This is a genomic window from Halosimplex marinum (genome assembly GCF_051414075.1).
In the GTDB taxonomy this organism is placed as follows: domain Archaea; phylum Halobacteriota; class Halobacteria; order Halobacteriales; family Haloarculaceae; genus Halosimplex; species Halosimplex marinum.
Window position 1 is genome coordinate 891,211 of record NZ_JBLKNY010000004.1, and the last position, 14,097, is coordinate 905,307.

General features: G+C 71.3%; 18 protein-coding genes. 12 read left to right on the forward strand and 6 right to left on the reverse strand.

Annotation, left to right across the window (positions count from 1 at the left end):
- Positions 1-37 precede the first annotated feature (37 nt).
- The gene (locus ACMGFI_RS12610; RefSeq protein ID WP_436910048.1) at positions 38-232 is read left to right on the forward strand and encodes a methytransferase partner Trm112; all 195 of its coding nucleotides are present in this window, start codon (positions 38-40) and stop codon (positions 230-232) included.
- A 97-nt stretch (positions 233-329) separates the two neighbouring features.
- The gene (locus ACMGFI_RS12615) at positions 330-908 is read left to right on the forward strand and encodes a DUF7524 family protein (RefSeq protein ID WP_436910049.1); all 579 of its coding nucleotides are present in this window, start codon (positions 330-332) and stop codon (positions 906-908) included.
- Between the two features lie 19 nt (positions 909-927).
- Here the strand turns inward: ACMGFI_RS12615 and ACMGFI_RS12620 are convergent, their stop codons facing one another.
- From ACMGFI_RS12620 to ACMGFI_RS12630, 3 genes are read right to left on the reverse strand one after another with little or no spacing between them, the layout of a single operon-like run.
- A complete protein-coding gene (locus tag ACMGFI_RS12620; protein ID WP_436910050.1) occupies positions 928-2,121 on the reverse strand; it encodes a DR2241 family protein in 1,194 nt (397 codons plus the stop codon).
- 55 nt (positions 2,122-2,176) lie between these two features.
- Positions 2,177-2,548: a DUF7521 family protein gene (locus ACMGFI_RS12625; RefSeq protein ID WP_436910052.1), complete on the reverse strand. Its 372-nt coding sequence runs from the start codon at positions 2,546-2,548 to the stop codon at positions 2,177-2,179.
- Positions 2,545-2,889: an ArsR/SmtB family transcription factor gene (locus ACMGFI_RS12630; protein WP_436910054.1), complete on the reverse strand. Its 345-nt coding sequence runs from the start codon at positions 2,887-2,889 to the stop codon at positions 2,545-2,547. The genes ACMGFI_RS12625 and ACMGFI_RS12630 overlap by 4 nt, the downstream gene beginning before the upstream one ends.
- A gap of 103 nt (positions 2,890-2,992) precedes the next feature.
- Here ACMGFI_RS12630 and ACMGFI_RS12635 point away from each other — a divergent pair, with 103 nt between their 5' ends.
- Positions 2,993-3,151, forward strand: a complete 159-nt coding sequence (locus ACMGFI_RS12635) for a hypothetical protein (protein ID WP_436910056.1) — start codon at positions 2,993-2,995, stop codon at positions 3,149-3,151.
- Between the two features lie 111 nt (positions 3,152-3,262).
- Here the strand turns inward: ACMGFI_RS12635 and ACMGFI_RS12640 are convergent, their stop codons facing one another.
- Complete coding sequence (locus tag ACMGFI_RS12640; RefSeq protein ID WP_436910058.1) at positions 3,263-4,186, reverse strand: CbiX/SirB N-terminal domain-containing protein; 924 nt, start codon at positions 4,184-4,186, stop codon at positions 3,263-3,265.
- A 121-nt stretch (positions 4,187-4,307) separates the two neighbouring features.
- Between ACMGFI_RS12640 and ACMGFI_RS12645 the strand changes: the two genes are divergently transcribed.
- From ACMGFI_RS12645 to ACMGFI_RS12665, 5 genes are all read left to right on the forward strand, one after another.
- Positions 4,308-4,832 (forward strand): DUF7523 family protein, encoded by a 525-nt coding sequence (locus tag ACMGFI_RS12645; RefSeq protein WP_436910059.1) that lies wholly within the window; start codon positions 4,308-4,310, stop codon positions 4,830-4,832.
- Between the two features lie 56 nt (positions 4,833-4,888).
- Entirely contained in the window at positions 4,889-5,182 is a 294-nt protein-coding gene (locus ACMGFI_RS12650) for a DUF433 domain-containing protein (protein ID WP_436910060.1), read from the forward strand.
- Positions 5,179-5,520: a DUF5615 family PIN-like protein gene (locus ACMGFI_RS12655; RefSeq protein WP_436910062.1), complete on the forward strand. Its 342-nt coding sequence runs from the start codon at positions 5,179-5,181 to the stop codon at positions 5,518-5,520. Before ACMGFI_RS12650 ends, ACMGFI_RS12655 begins: the two co-directional genes overlap by 4 nt.
- Positions 5,521-5,608: 88 nt before the next feature.
- A complete protein-coding gene (gene cysS / locus ACMGFI_RS12660) occupies positions 5,609-7,093 on the forward strand; it encodes a cysteine--tRNA ligase (RefSeq protein ID WP_436910064.1) in 1,485 nt (494 codons plus the stop codon).
- Between the two features lie 73 nt (positions 7,094-7,166).
- Complete coding sequence (locus ACMGFI_RS12665) at positions 7,167-7,814, forward strand: DUF6517 family protein (protein WP_436910065.1); 648 nt, start codon at positions 7,167-7,169, stop codon at positions 7,812-7,814.
- A 40-nt stretch (positions 7,815-7,854) separates the two neighbouring features.
- On the opposite strand, the gene ACMGFI_RS12670 is transcribed toward ACMGFI_RS12665, so the two are convergent.
- Positions 7,855-8,028, reverse strand: coding sequence for a hypothetical protein (locus tag ACMGFI_RS12670; protein WP_436910067.1), 174 nt, complete (start codon positions 8,026-8,028; stop codon positions 7,855-7,857).
- 162 nt (positions 8,029-8,190) lie between these two features.
- On the opposite strand from ACMGFI_RS12670, the gene ACMGFI_RS12675 reads away from it, so the two are divergent.
- Complete coding sequence (locus ACMGFI_RS12675) at positions 8,191-8,361, forward strand: hypothetical protein (RefSeq protein WP_167837356.1); 171 nt, start codon at positions 8,191-8,193, stop codon at positions 8,359-8,361.
- On the forward strand, positions 8,358-9,335 hold the full coding sequence (gene corA, locus ACMGFI_RS12680; RefSeq protein ID WP_436910069.1) for a magnesium/cobalt transporter CorA: 978 nt from the start codon (positions 8,358-8,360) through the stop codon (positions 9,333-9,335). The genes ACMGFI_RS12675 and corA overlap by 4 nt, the downstream gene beginning before the upstream one ends.
- Before the next feature lie 472 nt (positions 9,336-9,807).
- Here corA and ACMGFI_RS12685 read toward each other — a convergent pair whose 3' ends face one another.
- Complete coding sequence (locus ACMGFI_RS12685; protein WP_436910071.1) at positions 9,808-11,076, reverse strand: tripartite tricarboxylate transporter permease; 1,269 nt, start codon at positions 11,074-11,076, stop codon at positions 9,808-9,810.
- Between the two features lie 188 nt (positions 11,077-11,264).
- Between ACMGFI_RS12685 and ACMGFI_RS12690 the strand changes: the two genes are divergently transcribed.
- The gene (locus tag ACMGFI_RS12690) at positions 11,265-12,362 is read left to right on the forward strand and encodes an ABC transporter ATP-binding protein (RefSeq protein WP_436910072.1); all 1,098 of its coding nucleotides are present in this window, start codon (positions 11,265-11,267) and stop codon (positions 12,360-12,362) included.
- Complete coding sequence (locus ACMGFI_RS12695; RefSeq protein ID WP_436910073.1) at positions 12,359-14,062, forward strand: ABC transporter permease; 1,704 nt, start codon at positions 12,359-12,361, stop codon at positions 14,060-14,062. Before ACMGFI_RS12690 ends, ACMGFI_RS12695 begins: the two co-directional genes overlap by 4 nt.
- Positions 14,063-14,097: the final 35 nt, after the last annotated feature.

The following is a 14,097-nucleotide window of genomic DNA, read 5'->3' on the forward strand; positions in this document are numbered from 1 at the left end:
CGGCACGCTTTTTTGCCACCGTTCCGGAAGTGGGGGCATGAAGGAGGACCTGCTGGACATCGTCTGCTGTCCGCTGGACAAACACGACCTCGAACTCGACGCCACCGAGCGCGACGACGGCGAGATCATCGAGGGGACGCTCACCTGCACCGAGTGCGGCGAGGTCTACCCCATCGAGGACGGCATCCCGAACCTGCTGCCGCCGGACATGCGCGACGAGGCGCCGGCCTGACCCGTGCGGTCGCGGCTCGCCGCCGAGCGTCGCCAACGCCGGTCTGCCGGCGGAGCCGGCCTGAACCTTTTTCTATCGGCCGCGCCGACTGGGTGACGTGCCAGGGGATACGTTGCCCGTCCACGTCAACCGGGACTCCCTCCACGCGCTGGAGGTGCCCGACGCCTTCGAGACGGACGGGTCGTTCGATATCGCCGTGGTCAACCACGGCACGTCGGTCCACGTCCACCTCCACCTCGACGACGGGCTCTCGGAGATCGCGACGCTCGAGGCCAGCAACCACTTCGTCGACGGCGAGAGCCGGCGGACCGTCCACGTCAGCGTCGACGGCGAGGGCGAGACCACCGGGACCCTGAAGATCGCCTCCGCCTACGGCGCCGAGACCCGCTACGTCACCGTCCGGGTCACCGAACCCGAAGAGGAGGAGCGGACCGTCGAAGTCGACGAGTCGCTCTCCCAGCCCCAGCCGACCCAGCAGGACTCCGCCGGCGGGGACGGAGTGCTCGGTTCGGTCGCCGCCGGCCCCGAACTGGTCGTCCTCGCTCTCGGCGTCGTCGCCCTGGGCGTCGCCGCGGCCGTCGCGCTGGTCGTCGACGACACCGTCGTCGTCGCCGGCGCGCTCGCGGTGCTGGTCGGCGTCCTCGCAGCCGTCTACATCGCGCTCGCCGGCGAATAATACGGACCCCGCCGCGCGGCTACTCGCTCGCTTCCTCGTCTTCTTCCTGCTCGTCGGTGGACGACTCTTCGCCGTCGTCTCCGGTCTGTGCGTCCGCATCCTGGGCGTCCCCTTCCTCCGTCGGCTCGGTCGGGGTGCCCGAGAGGTTGCCCTCCTCGTCGAAGCGCTTGGCCCGGAGGAATCGCGCGCGATAGCGGTTGGCGCCGTCGCGCACGTCGGCCTCGCGGATCTCGTCGGCGCGGCCGTCCGCCACGGCATCGACGATCGCCTCGACCTGTTCCTTCTCGCTGGGCGTGAGTTCGAACTCGTAGGTGCGGGACTGCTCGCCCTCCAGTTTCGTCCACCGCCGGGCCGCGGAGATGACCAGCGAGCACGGTTCGCGGCAGGGGAACTCGCCGTCGCCGCCGTCCACGTCGAGGTCGGTCTCCTCGTCGTACTGCCACTCCCGGCGCTTGAGACACTGGGAGTCGACGCAGCAGGCCTCCGCGACCCAGTCGACGTGCTCGTGGCCCTCGCCGCGGTCCCAGGTGCTGACGACCCCGTAGATGCCGGTCTGACGGTCGATAGTCTCGCGCCAGTGGGACACGTCGAGGTCGCCCTGCCGCTCGCGGTGCCAGTTGGCGACCGTCGCCGGGTAGAAGTACTCGACGGCGGTGACCAGGTCGGCCGCATCCAGGTCGGGGAACCGCCAGCCGGTCCGCAGCGTGGGCGCGGTCTTCAGCGGGCGGTAGCGCTCGCGGTCGTCGTGTTTCGCGATCTCGCGGGCGTCCAGCGGGTCGTCGTGGTCGTCGAGGTCGGCGGGGTCGGCGTCGGCGTCGTCGACGTGTCGGAGGTCGTAGCGGCGACGGCCGGTTTCGTCGACGGTGGCGGTGATCCGTAGCTGGCCCCACTCGCGGGTGAGGCCCGCTTCGAGCGCGTCGTAGCGGTCGGGGACCCGCTCGTCGTCGGCGCGTTCGAGCCAGCGGAGGAAGGCCCACCGCTCGTCGGCCTGGGGCGCCTCGGCGTGCCAGAAGTACCAGTTGGTGACGTGGGCGGCGTAGTCGGCGGCGGCGTCGGCCAGGTCCTCGTCGTGGACGACCCGCTTTGACCCCTCGTCGGTGGCGAGGACGTACCCCTCGCCCTCCCGCTCCGCCGCGAACCCGTCGAACTCGATACCGTCCGCGGCGGCCTCGGCGACCGCCGCCACCTGTGCCGGGTCCACCTGCGCGTTCATACGCACAGCGAGGGACCGCGCCCGAATAAAGCCCTCCGTCTGGGGCGAACGCCGGTCACCGACGCGGCGTCCACAGCCCGTAGAGGATACAGCAGAGCCCGACGATAGTCGCCAGGTCGGCCGCCAGCGCGAACGCGGTGCGGACCGTCGACCGCAGCCCGGGCGCGAACGTCGCGACCGCGTCGAGGAGCGCGAACCCGCCGAACAGGACGCCGGGCGTCCAGAACGCGACGAGAAAGCCCGCGGCGACGAACAGCATCGGCAGGCTCTCGTTGCGGCGGTAGCCGCGGTAGGCGACGTAGCCGACGGCGAACCCGAGGACGGCGATGACAGCGGTCGTGATCCCGGGGATCAGGCCGCTCGCGGTCGCCGCGAAGTGCAGCGGTGCGGTCAGTCCGGCTCCGCCGGGGGGGATCGGTGCGCTCATTTCAGGTCCTCCACGAACTCGGTGAAGCGGTCGGCCATCCGCCCGGTGCGGCTGAGCCGTATCTCGAAGCCCTCGTCGGTGAGGTCGACGACGGCGCGGTCGAGCGTCGCGGTGTACACCTTGTAGTGGTGGCCGTCGTCGTCGACGCGGGTCTGTTCGGCGACCAGGTCCTGCTCGCGGAGCGTCTCCAGCCGGCGGTAGACGGTCGGTCCGGACACCGAGCACCGCTCGGCGAGCTCCTCCGCCGAGAGCGGTTCGGCGGCCGTGGCCTCGAGGATCGTCCGCGCGCAGTCGTCGCCGAGCAGCGACGCCACGGTGTCGATGTCGGTGTCCTCATCCACACGTGTCCACCGTCCTCCCGGAGTGTCAAGCCAGTGGCTCGACTTCATCCAGTGAAGCCGTGGCTACCTCCTTAACTGGTTCGGCGCGCTACGTTCGAGTGCAATGGTCGCAATCGACGAAACCACCCTCGGCCTCGCGTTCGCCGTCCTCGGCGTCGTGTTCTCGATAGCGTGGCTCGCGCTCGGCCTGTACGGCATCAACTCCCTCCGGGAGATCCGGTCGGCGCTCGCCGACGACGACGCCGAGGTCGACGGTTCGTAGCCACTCCGGACGTATCGCCCTCCAGTCACCGCTCGCCAGCGGAAACCGCCGGCGGGGACCGCGACAGATCCCGCGAGCGGACGGCCGTCGGACGGCGATCCGGTCGGCCGCTCAGTCGTCGGCCGGCTCCGCGCTCCCGGTTTCCGCCCGCACGCGCTCGACGGCGTCGGCCACGTCGGCGCCGGCGTCGGCCGCCCGTTCGAGCACCACGTCGGCCATCAGCGGCTCGGTCCCCACCGCCCCGGAGTACCAGATCCGGTGGCCGTCGACCTCGGCGGGGGTGTCCCAGCCCTCGCGGTAGTCGTCGGTCAGCCCCATGTCCTCGGGGATGTCCTCCTGGGTGTGGTAGCCGTCCGCGATGAACAGCGGGACGACGACGATGTCGTCGCTGTCGAAGAACTCCGTCACGTCGTCGACCTCGGGGTCCTCGTCCATGAACAGCGCCTCCACCTCGTCGAACCGGTCCATCCCGGCGATGCGGTCGGCGTGGTACTCGATGGCCTTCGCGGAGTTCTCGTTGCGCTCGGTGCCGTGGCCGACGACGGCGAGGCCGAACCCACCGTCCGAGAGGCTCCGACGAGCCTCCGAGTCTGACGACTCGGAGACCTCGCCCACGTCGGGGTCGCCGGTCACCGACTCCGCGCGGCGGACGATCACGTCGCTCATCGCCTCGTGGGTGCCGACCGGGCCGCAGTAGTGGACCGTCTTGTTCACGTCCGTCGCTTCGAGCGTCGCGTGCGTGGCGCTGGTGCCGTCCGAATCCCAGGCCTCGGGGTCCCAGTCGTCGAGGCGCAGTTCCCGCGGGATGACCTCCTCGGTGAAATACCCCTCCGAGACGAACAGGGGGACGACGTACACCTCGTCGCTCTCGACGGTCCGGAGGACCTCGCGGAAGGAGGGTTCCTCCTTCCAGAACCCCTCCCGGACCTCGTCGAAGGCGCCGGTGGCGCGGATGGTGTCGGCGTGGTCGAACGTCGGCGCGCTCGAGTCCGCGTTGAGGTGCGAGCCGTGGGCGACGATGACGAGCGCTTCCATACCCGCCGGTACGGACGAATCCCCCAAAGGGGTGTCGTTGGCCGTCGCCGACGGCCTCGACCGGAGCGACGGATTTCGACGCACCCAGGGATTTTTCGCACCCGGCGTCCATCCGGCGGGTATGACACTCGCCGCGGACACCCGCGAGGCCGTCCGGCGCCACCCGTTCCTGTACGACGCGCTCCGGGCGGGCGTGGTCAACTACACCGCCGCCGCCCGCTTTCTCGACGTGGACGGCGAGACCGACACCGGAAGAGCAAGCTCTTCCGAGCCCTCGGTCGCCGAGGCTCCCGAGGACGCGGTGGTCGCCGCACTGCGCCGGTTCGCCGACGACCTCCCCGACTACGAACGTCCGGGAGACGCCCCGCCGGTGAGCATGGAGAGCGGCCTCGGCGAGGGCGACCCCGCCGACGCCGTCCTCGCGGTGGGCGAACTCGCGCTCGTTCCGGACGCGGGGTCGCTGACGGCGATCACCGCCGGCGGCGCGGCCGACGCCGCGGCGCTCCGGCAGGTGCTCGGCCGGCTGGCGACCGCCGAGGTGGCCGTGGAGGCGGCCGCCGTCGGCGGCGGATCGCTGGTCGTGGTCGTCGGGCGCCGCGACGGCGCGGACGCGGTGCGGGCCGTCGAGGACGCGCTGGCGGTATAGGGTCTTCCTCGGATCGGACCGACAATTCAAGTCGGAAGGGGACCGATCCGGTAGTGATGGCCACACAGACGCACTGGATCGTCGACGACGAGGAGTCGGCCGTCCACGACGAACCGCACATCGCGGACAGTCGGATCACGGTGCGTGCGGTCCACGAGTGGGTCGAGAACGGCGACCTCGACCCGGAAGCAGTCGCCGATCGGCACAACCTCGACATAGCCGCGGTCTATCACGCGCTCGCGTACTACCACGAACACCCCGAGCGGATGCGCGAGGTCGAACGCGAGCGCGAGCGGACCGTCGAGGCGAACCGCGACCGTGCCGTCACCGGCCCCGACGACCTCGAATGACCGTCCCGGTGCTCGCCGACGAGAACGTCGACCACCGCGTCGTCCACCGGCTCGAACACTACGGGATCGACGTCGAACACGTCGATTTCGCGGCCGAACTGGAGAAGGGGTGCTCCGATAGCCGGATCGCCGAGTACTCCCGCGAAACCGGCCGGGTCGTGCTCACGAACGACGACGACTTCCTCAGGACGTTCGACAGCGGCGACCTCGCCGGTATCCTCTTTATCGAGGACGAGTCGCTGTCGCCGTCGAGTGTCGCGGACATCGTCAGCGAGATTCTCGGCGCCATAGACGACCCGCAGGGACGGGTGTTCTACGTGAGCGGGAACTGGCTCTGAACCTGGACGACGCGTTCGGGCGCCGGACCGTGCCACGGATCGACGCCCATCCGCCACCTTGAAACGCCGGGCCGCGTAGACTCGGGTAATGACGCTCCAGCTCTCGAACACGCTCACGGGCGAGCGGGAGGACTTCGAGCCGGTCGACGACGACGAGGTCACCCTCTATCTCTGCGGCCTGACGACCTCGGACCCGGCCCACGTCGGCCACGCCCGGACGTGGACCCACACCGACGTGGTCCACCGGTGGCTGGAGTACCTGGGCTACGACGTGCGCCACGTCGAGAACTTCACCGACGTGAACGAGAAGATCGTCGCCCGCGTCGGTGAGGTCGGCGACGACGAGGCCGAGGTCGCCCGCCACTACACCGAGTCGTTCATCGAGGACATGCGGGCGCTCAATCTCAAACGGGCCGACGTGTACCCCCGCGTCTCCGAGCACATCGACGAGATAATCGCGATGGTCGAGACGCTGGTCGAGGAGGGATACGCCTACGAGTCAAGCGGGTCGGTGTACTTCGACGTGACCGCCGACGACGACTACGGCAAGCTCTCGAACCAGGACCTCGACGAGTCGGAGGCCCAGGGCGACGAGGACGAACTCGCCGAGAAGCGCAACCCGGCCGACTTCGCGCTGTGGAAGGCCGGCGGCGTCGACCCCGAGGAGATAGCGGAGCACCAGCACGAGGGCGCAGCACCGCCCGAGGAGGCCGCCGGGCGCGCCCAGACCTGGGACTCCCCGTGGGGCGAGGGCCGGCCGGGCTGGCACATCGAGTGCTCGGCGATGTCGACGACCCACCTCGGCGAGACCTTCGACATCCACGTCGCGGGGTCGGATCTGGTCTTCCCGCACAACGAAAACGAGATCGCACAGAGCGAGTGCGCGACGGGCCGGGAGTTCTCGAAGTACTGGCTCCACACCGGGATGGTCCAGGTGGCCGACGAGAAGATGAGTTCGAGCCTGCAGAACTTCACGACCGCCCGGGCGGCCATCGAGGAGTTCGGCGTCGACGTACTCCGGACGTTCTTCGTCTCGACGGTGTACTCGGCGGACCCGACCTTCTCCGAGGAGACGCTGGCGGAGGCCGAGGAACGGTGGGAGCAACTGGAACGCGGCTACGAGCGCGCGGTCGAGGCCGCCGACGGCGTCGACGCCTACGCGAACGCCGCCGACCCGGCTCTGCGGGCGGCCGTCGAGTCGGCCCGCGCGGACTTCGAGACGGCGATGAACGACGACCTCAACACCCGCGAGGCGATGGCCGCCCTCCTCGAGTTGGCCTCGGCGGTCAACGCCCACGTCGACGACCGCGACCGCTACGACTTCCCGGGGCTCAAGCGGGCCATCGACGCCTTCGAGGAACTCGGCGGCGGCGTGTTCGGCCTCTCGTTCGGGACGGCCGACGGCGGCGAGGTGCGGGTCGCCGAGGACCTGGTCGAACTCGTGCTCGCCCTGCGCGAGCGGGAACGCGAGGCGGGCAACTACGAGCGGGCGGACGAACTGCGCGACCGCCTCGACGACATCGGCGTCGAGGTCGAGGACAGCGACGACGGGCCGACCTACCGCTTCGAGTAGCCCGCGTCGGCCGTGGTCCCCGGGCGGACCTCGCGCCGGCGGGTTTATCCCTCCCCGCGATAACGTCGGTCACATGATACGGTCACGCGAGGCGGGTATCGGCGTCGCGCTCGTGGTCCTGCTTGCGACGGCCGGCTGCATCGGCTTTCTCACCGGGAGCGAACCGCTCGGGTTCGCCGCGAACGCGACGGAGGTCGACGACGCGACGCTGGAGGAGACGGGGTATCGACTGGCCGACAGCGCGTCGCCCAACAGCACGCATAACGTCTCGGTGGCGGGGCAGACCCGGCAGGTGGTCGTCTCCAGCGAGCTCCGGCGGTACAACCGCACCGTCACGCTGGCCGAGGGCGTCGAGGGCGACTTCGCGCGGGTGACCGTCTTCACGTCGCCGGCGGCCTCGGTCGCGGGCACGTCGGTCAACCCCATCGGGTCGCTCTCGGACGAACGGCTCCTCCGCCGGTTCGTGGGCGCCTCGTCCGGGATGTCGGACGTGCAGTTCCAGTCTAATCGGTCGGTCGAGTTCCTCGGGGAGTCGCGGACGGTCTCCGAGTACACCGCCACCCAGCGGATGGGCGGCGTGGAGACGAACGCGACGATCCACCTCGCGACGGTCGAACACGACGGCGACTTCGTGACCGTCGTCGCCGTCCACCCCGAGGCGGTCGACGAGCGCTCGCGGGTCGACACGCTGCTGTCCGGGCTGCGCCACCCGCCCGAGTGAGGAGCCAGTCGCCGCCCGAACCGTTCTCGCTTCCTCTCGATTATCCGCCGCCGCCGGCGACGCCGCTACCGATCGCGGCGCCGCAGTCGGCGCAACCGACGACGTAGAACCGCTTGGAGGAGCGGAAGATGCCGGCCATCTTCGCGTCCATGTCGACGAACTCCACGTCCTCTTTCTCGACGAGTTCCGTCTCGCATTCAGGGCAGTGGACCATACACTCGGCCACTCCGCGGGGGTCGGTAAGTGTCTTGTCCCACTGGGGAACCCCGGCGGTGTCGGGCGCGACCGCGGACGACCGACCGGCAAGCGGACGAACGACGGACGAACGGCGGCAGTCGGCATACGCTTTTGTCGCTCGCGGCCATCGGAGGGGGACATGAGAGCGGCGCTCCCGATCGGACTCGCGCTCACCGCGGTCGGGACCGTCGGGTACGCGGTGGGGGTCGCCGCGCCCTACCCCGGGCGGTCGCTGTCCGTGACCGCCGTGATGGTGGGGGTTACGCTCGCGGCCATCGGCCGGTCGAAGCCGCCGGAGGGGGAGCCGTGACGGCGGCGCTCGTCTACCGCGCCGAGGCGGTCACCGAGTACGACGACCTCGCCGCGGCCCGCGCCGCGCAGGGCACGACCTGGGTCCACGTCGCGGACGCCGACCGCGCCGAGATGGACCGGGTCGCGGAGGCCTTCGACATCCACCCGCTGTCCGTCGAGGACGTCTGCAAGGGCGTCCGCCCCAAGACCGAGGAGTACGACGACTACACGCTCGTCGTCGTCAAGCGCGCCACCCTCCGCGGCGGCGAGACCACCTTCGACGAGGAGATCCGGGACGTGCCCGTCGGCGTCTTCGTCGGCGACGACTGGCTGGTCACGCTCTCCCCCGGCCCGGTCGATCCGGTCGACAGGGTTCGGCAGGCCGTCCGCTCGGGTGACGAGCGGCTCCTCCACCGCGGCGCCGACTTCACCGCCTACCGGGTCATCGAGGTTGTCGTCGACGAGTACTTCACCCTGCTCGACGAGATCGAGGACGACATCGAGGCCGTCGAGGAGGCGGTCACCACCTCCACCGACATCGAGACGCTCGAAGCAATCAACAGCGTCCGACGGGAACTGCTTTCGTTCCGGAAACTCGCCTGGCCCACCCGCGAGGCCGTCGGCGTCCTCGCCCGGGGCGACCCCGCCCAGGTCGACGAGGAGACGGAGAAGTACTTCCGCGACGTGTACGACCACCTCGTCCAGCTGGTCGACCTCACCGAGACCTACCGCGACCTGGCCTCCGGCGCGCGGGACATCTACCTCAACACCCTCTCGCAGTCCACCAACGAGGTGATGAAGGTGCTCACCGTCGTCGCGACCATCTTCATCCCGCTCACGTTCGTCGTCGGCGTCTACGGCATGAACTTCGCCGACAGCCCCTACAACATGCCGGAACTCGCCTGGCCCTACGCCTACCCCGCCGTCATGGTCGGAATGTTGCTGGTCGCGCTCGTCATGCTCTCCTATTTCCGCGGCCAGGATTACATCTGAGCCTCTGTGACGGTCCGCCGTGGCGCGCGCTGTCGCGCGCTTTCATGCGCGCGACCGTAGCCGCGCGAGGGATTCGCGACTCGCGTGTCGCGAATCGGCTGGGGAGGCTCGTGGCCGTCTGCGGTGCTGTGCGGGGCGGTCTGCGGTGCGGTCCTGGCGGACTGAAAGGGCGAGGCGCGCTCGCGCTTGCTTGGTCGCCTGAGCGGGCACTATCCGCGCGGGCGGTGCCGAGAGCGCGGATATCCCGTCTCAGCGACCGCGAGCGCGCCGAGGGCTTTCAGCGCTTACTGTCGAGTGCGGTCGATCCAACTCCTGGCGAGCGCGCCGAGGGCTTTCAGCGCTCACCGTCGAGTGCGGTCGATCCAACTCCTGGCGAGCGCGCCGAGGGCTTTCATCATCTGCTGTCCCCTGCGGAAGACGCGACAGCTAGCGCCGAACTCGTGGCCTCGAAACCAGGTCACGAACTAGCCGCTCAAACACCCAGAATCAACGGAACCAACAACACACCCATCAACGAAGCGCGGCGAGCGCCGAACTTCACGGGGACCAGCCCGACCACCGTCGAGGCCCCGAACACGCCGACGCCCAGCGGACCGGTCAACACGGCGATCACGACCACGACGAGACACAACACGCTCACAGAGAGCCGCGTGTAGTCGGCTCGACCCACCAGCCGCAGATACCCGTCACCCAGCGTGACCACGAGCACGAACCCGCAGGCCGCGGCGGCGAGGACGCTCCCGAGCAACAGGGGGAGGTTGAGCGGCACGCCGGCCTCGTCCATCGCGACCATGACGCCGGTCCGGGGCGTCCCGAGCGCGATCAGCGCCAGGAGCGCGAAGATAGTATTCGCGGTGTTCACGCCGCTGGTCGTGACGATAAACCCGCGCGCACCGTCGGGCTCGCGCTCCGCGCCGATCCCGCCACCGCCGGGGACGGCGAGCAACGCGACCGTCGCGGCGATGGCGCTCGACACGCCCGGGACGTACCCGACGACCGCGCCGGAGAGGGTCCCCGCGAGCGCGAACCCCGTGACGGCGCGCCGGGAGGTCGTCACCGCGGGGTCGTCCTGCGGGGGGACGCCCTCGCCGGTCAGCGCGTCCAGCAGGACCGGCGCGCCGAACAGCCCGGTGAAGATGGGCGCGAGCATCCCGCCCGAGTCGACCAGTCCGCCCGGAGGGAGGTCCAGCGCGACCGCGCCCAGCCCGCCGCTGGCCGCGACCGACAGCACGGCGCCCACCCGCCCGAGGTTCGTCGACTCGGTGGCGACGAGGACGAGGACGACACCGCCCAGGAGGATCGAGAGGTGCGCCCGTAGCGTCGGGTAGATGGCCGTCATCGCCCGGGTCATCGGGACCGCAAGGGGGACCGCGAGCACGACGGCGCCGGCGCTCCCGAGCGCGGACAGCCGGAGCGCCTCGCGACCCCGACCGGCCAGGACCAGCCGGTGGCCGGGCAGCGCCGAGCTGGCCATCGCCGGATCGGGCACCCCCAGCGCGAGCGCCGGCACCACGTCGAGGAAGGTGTGGACCGTCCCGGCGGCCAGCATCGCCGCGCCGACGTAGCGGACCGGCCCCGGGATCGCCGGCGCGACCCCGGCGAGCAGCAGCGCGAACGTGTTGGCGTGGATCCCCGGCGTCAGCCCGCTGACGGTCCCCAGCGCGACCCCGCCGGCCACGAACCCGCAGAACAACATCGTCGCAGACGGGTCGACGGCCAGCCCGAGGCCCAGTGGCTCCATCGCGCCGGAGTGGTCCCGGGATGGCGGATAAACTCTCGGTGACCGAGCTGCGGTCGCCGGTCGCCCGGCAGTACCGTCCGCCGAACCCGGCCGGTTGCCGAGCTGATACTTATGGCTTTCGTCGAGTTTCCCGCTGGACACACCTGGACGGGGGGCCTTTTGCGTGGGTGTCGTCGGTCGAACCACCGATGACGCCCTCCACGCGCGACGGACCGACCGACGAACCCACCGAGGAACCGACTGCCGACGGACCGACGGCCGACGGGTCCGCCGCCGGGTCGGCGAACAGCGACCGCTCGACCGGGCGACGGGCCGGCGACGCCATCTTCCGGAGCGATCTGGGCCGTGCGGGCCGATCGACGGGGACCGAGGCCGTCGACCGAGGCCCAGAATCGGGCGACGGCCCCCGCGTCCGGGTCGACGGCGTCGGCAAGCGCTACGGCGACCAGTGGGCGCTCCGGGACGTGACTCTCGACCTCGACGCGGGGGTCCTGGGCCTGCTCGGTCCCAACGGCGCGGGCAAGTCGACGCTGATGGGGATCCTGACGACGTTCACCGCACCGACCGAGGGCACGGTCACCGTCGACGGGGTCGACGCGAGCGAGGACCCCACGGCGGTCCGCTCGCGGCTGGGGTATCTCCCCCAGGAGTTCGGCGTCTACCCCGACCTCACGGCCCGGGAGTTCCTCGAATACCTCGGGGCGCTCCGGGGGCTCAACCGCGCGACCGCCCGCGAGCGCGCGGCCGACCTGCTTTCGGTCGTGAACCTCGCCAATGCCGCCGACCGGCGGCTCGACACGTTCTCGGGGGGGATGGTCCAGCGCGTCGGGGTCGCGCAGGCGCTGCTCTCGGACCCGGACGTGCTGGTCGTCGACGAGCCCACGGTCGGCCTCGACCCGACCGAGCGGGCGCGCTGCCGGAACGTGCTCGCGGACCTCGCGCGCGACCGCGTGGTCGTCCTCTCGACGCACATCGTCTCCGACGTGGAGGCCACCGCCAGCGAGGTGGCCGTCCTCGTCGGCGGGCGACTCCGGGCGCACACCGACCCCGAGACGCTGATCGAAACCGTCGAGGGTCGGGTCTGGGAGTGCGTCGTCGGCGACGGTGCGACCCTGGCTCCGGATCACCTCGTCACGAACACGGCCCGCCGCAGCGACGGCCGCCACGTGCGCGTCGTCGCCGACGACCCGCCGACCGACGACGCCGCGCCCGCCGACCCGACGCTCGAAGACGCATACCTCGCGCTGCTGGAGGACGGCGACTCGGACGGGGGTGAGCGACCGTGAGCGAGCGTCCGGCCGAGGCCACCCCGCATCGACCGAACGGCGACGGGGCAGCTACCGACGGTACCGCGCGGGTCCCGACCGACGGCTCCCGGCTCGACGCCGTCCTCGCGATCGCCCGGTCGGACCTGCGCCGGCGGTCGCGCTCCCCGAAGTACCTCGCCGTGGCGCTGCTCGTGGCGTATCTCGCGGGGAGCGTCACGGCCGGCGACGTGCGGCTGTTCGTCGGCGGCGGCTACACCGGCCGGCCGACAGCCGCGTGGTTCGGCGCCTTCGCAGCCGTCGTCGCCACGACGCTACTCGTCTTCGGCGGCTTCTCGCTGGTCCGCGGCCCGATCACCCGCGACCGCGACGAGGGGATCGCCCCGCTGGTCGCCACCTCGCCGGTCGGCGACGCGACCTACCTCCTCGGCCGCTGGCTCGGCTACTTCGCCGTCCTCGCTACCGTCACCGCCGCGCTCGCGCTGGCGACCGTCGCCGGATTCCTGCTCCACGGCGTCGGCCCCCTCGCCCTCTGGGACCTGGTCGCCCCGTTCGGCCTGATCACCCTGCCGACGATGGCGCTCGTCGCCGCCGTCGCCGTCTGCTTCGAGGCGGTCGCGCCGCTCGCCCGGACGCTCGGCGCGGCGGTCTACGTCTTCGGGGTGCTGATGGCGATGTCCGTCACCGCCGTCGCGCCGGTGCCCGTCTTCGATTTCCTGGGTATCGTCGTCGTCCGCGACAGTATACTCGCGGACCTCCCCGTCGACGTGTCCGGCCTCGAACGGCTCACCTTCCGGATCGCGCCGCCCGAGCAGGCGACGACGTTCGCCTACCACGGCATGGACTGGGGCCTCGTCGAACTCGGCTCCAGACTTCCGATGCTCGCGGCCGCGGCACTGACCCTCGGCGCCGCGACGCTCGCGTTCGACCGCTTCCGGGCCGACGCCGGACTGGCGAGTCGACTCCCGAACCCGCTCGCCTCGGTCCGGGGCGACTCGTCCGCCGAATCCGGGGACGACACCGCCGCTCGGCCGGCCAGCGCCGACGCCTCTGCCACCGGGGATCCCGACACCACCGGCGACGCCGCAGGGGCGGCGCTCGACCGACTCGGCGGGGTCGATCCGGCGACGCCGCGGTTCCTCGACCCGCGCGTCGCCCTCGCGGAGCTCCGCCTCGCCCTCCGCGGGCACCGCAAACTGTGGTACCTCGCCGTCGTCGCCGCGCTCGCCGTTCAGATGGCCGCGCCGCTCGACACCGCCCGCGAACTGGTCGCCCCGCTGGCCCTGCTGCTCCCGCTTTCGGTGTGGTCCGGTCTCGGCGTCCGCGAGCGGCGCCACCGCACAGAGGCGCTCGTGTTCACTGCGCCCCGCCCGGCGGGGCAGACCGTCGCGGTCTGGGTCGGCGGCGTCACCGTCGGCCTCCTCGCCGTCGCCGGCTACGCCCTCCGGATCGGTCTCGCCGGCGATATCGCCGCAATCGCCGCCCTCGTCGCCGGACTCGCGGCCGCCCCCGCGCTCGCGCTCGCCGCCGGCGCCTGGCTCGGCAGCGCCCGCGCGTTCGACACCGTCTACCTGCTGGCGTGGTATCTCGGCCCGCTCCAGGCGGTCGCGCCGCTGGACTTCGTCGGCGCCACCGCGACCGACCCCGCGCGGACGGCCGCCTACGCGGCGCTCGCGGCCTGCTGTCTCGCAGCCGCCGTGGTCGGCCGGCGCCGTCCCTGAGCGGCCGGCGCCGTCCCGCTGCGATCCGCGCTCAG

Bases quoted from the DNA above. Each gene is read 5' to 3' on its own strand.
- ACMGFI_RS12610 (WP_436910048.1), top strand. From the start codon at position 38: ATGAAGGAGGACCTGCTGGACATCGTCTGCTGTCCGCTGGACAAACAC.
- ACMGFI_RS12620 (WP_436910050.1), bottom strand. From the start codon at position 2,121: ATGAACGCGCAGGTGGACCCGGCACAGGTGGCGGCGGTCGCCGAGGCC.
- ACMGFI_RS12625 (WP_436910052.1), bottom strand. From the start codon at position 2,548: ATGAGCGCACCGATCCCCCCCGGCGGAGCCGGACTGACCGCACCGCTG.
- ACMGFI_RS12635 (WP_436910056.1), top strand. From the start codon at position 2,993: ATGGTCGCAATCGACGAAACCACCCTCGGCCTCGCGTTCGCCGTCCTC.
- ACMGFI_RS12640 (WP_436910058.1), bottom strand. From the start codon at position 4,186: ATGGAAGCGCTCGTCATCGTCGCCCACGGCTCGCACCTCAACGCGGAC.
- ACMGFI_RS12645 (WP_436910059.1), top strand. From the start codon at position 4,308: ATGACACTCGCCGCGGACACCCGCGAGGCCGTCCGGCGCCACCCGTTC.
- ACMGFI_RS12650 (WP_436910060.1), top strand. From the start codon at position 4,889: ATGGCCACACAGACGCACTGGATCGTCGACGACGAGGAGTCGGCCGTC.
- ACMGFI_RS12655 (WP_436910062.1), top strand. From the start codon at position 5,179: ATGACCGTCCCGGTGCTCGCCGACGAGAACGTCGACCACCGCGTCGTC.
- cysS (WP_436910064.1), top strand. From the start codon at position 5,609: ATGACGCTCCAGCTCTCGAACACGCTCACGGGCGAGCGGGAGGACTTC.
- ACMGFI_RS12665 (WP_436910065.1), top strand. From the start codon at position 7,167: ATGATACGGTCACGCGAGGCGGGTATCGGCGTCGCGCTCGTGGTCCTG.
- ACMGFI_RS12670 (WP_436910067.1), bottom strand. From the start codon at position 8,028: ATGGTCCACTGCCCTGAATGCGAGACGGAACTCGTCGAGAAAGAGGAC.
- ACMGFI_RS12675 (WP_167837356.1), top strand. From the start codon at position 8,191: ATGAGAGCGGCGCTCCCGATCGGACTCGCGCTCACCGCGGTCGGGACC.
- ACMGFI_RS12685 (WP_436910071.1), bottom strand. From the start codon at position 11,076: ATGGAGCCACTGGGCCTCGGGCTGGCCGTCGACCCGTCTGCGACGATG.
- ACMGFI_RS12690 (WP_436910072.1), top strand. From the start codon at position 11,265: ATGACGCCCTCCACGCGCGACGGACCGACCGACGAACCCACCGAGGAA.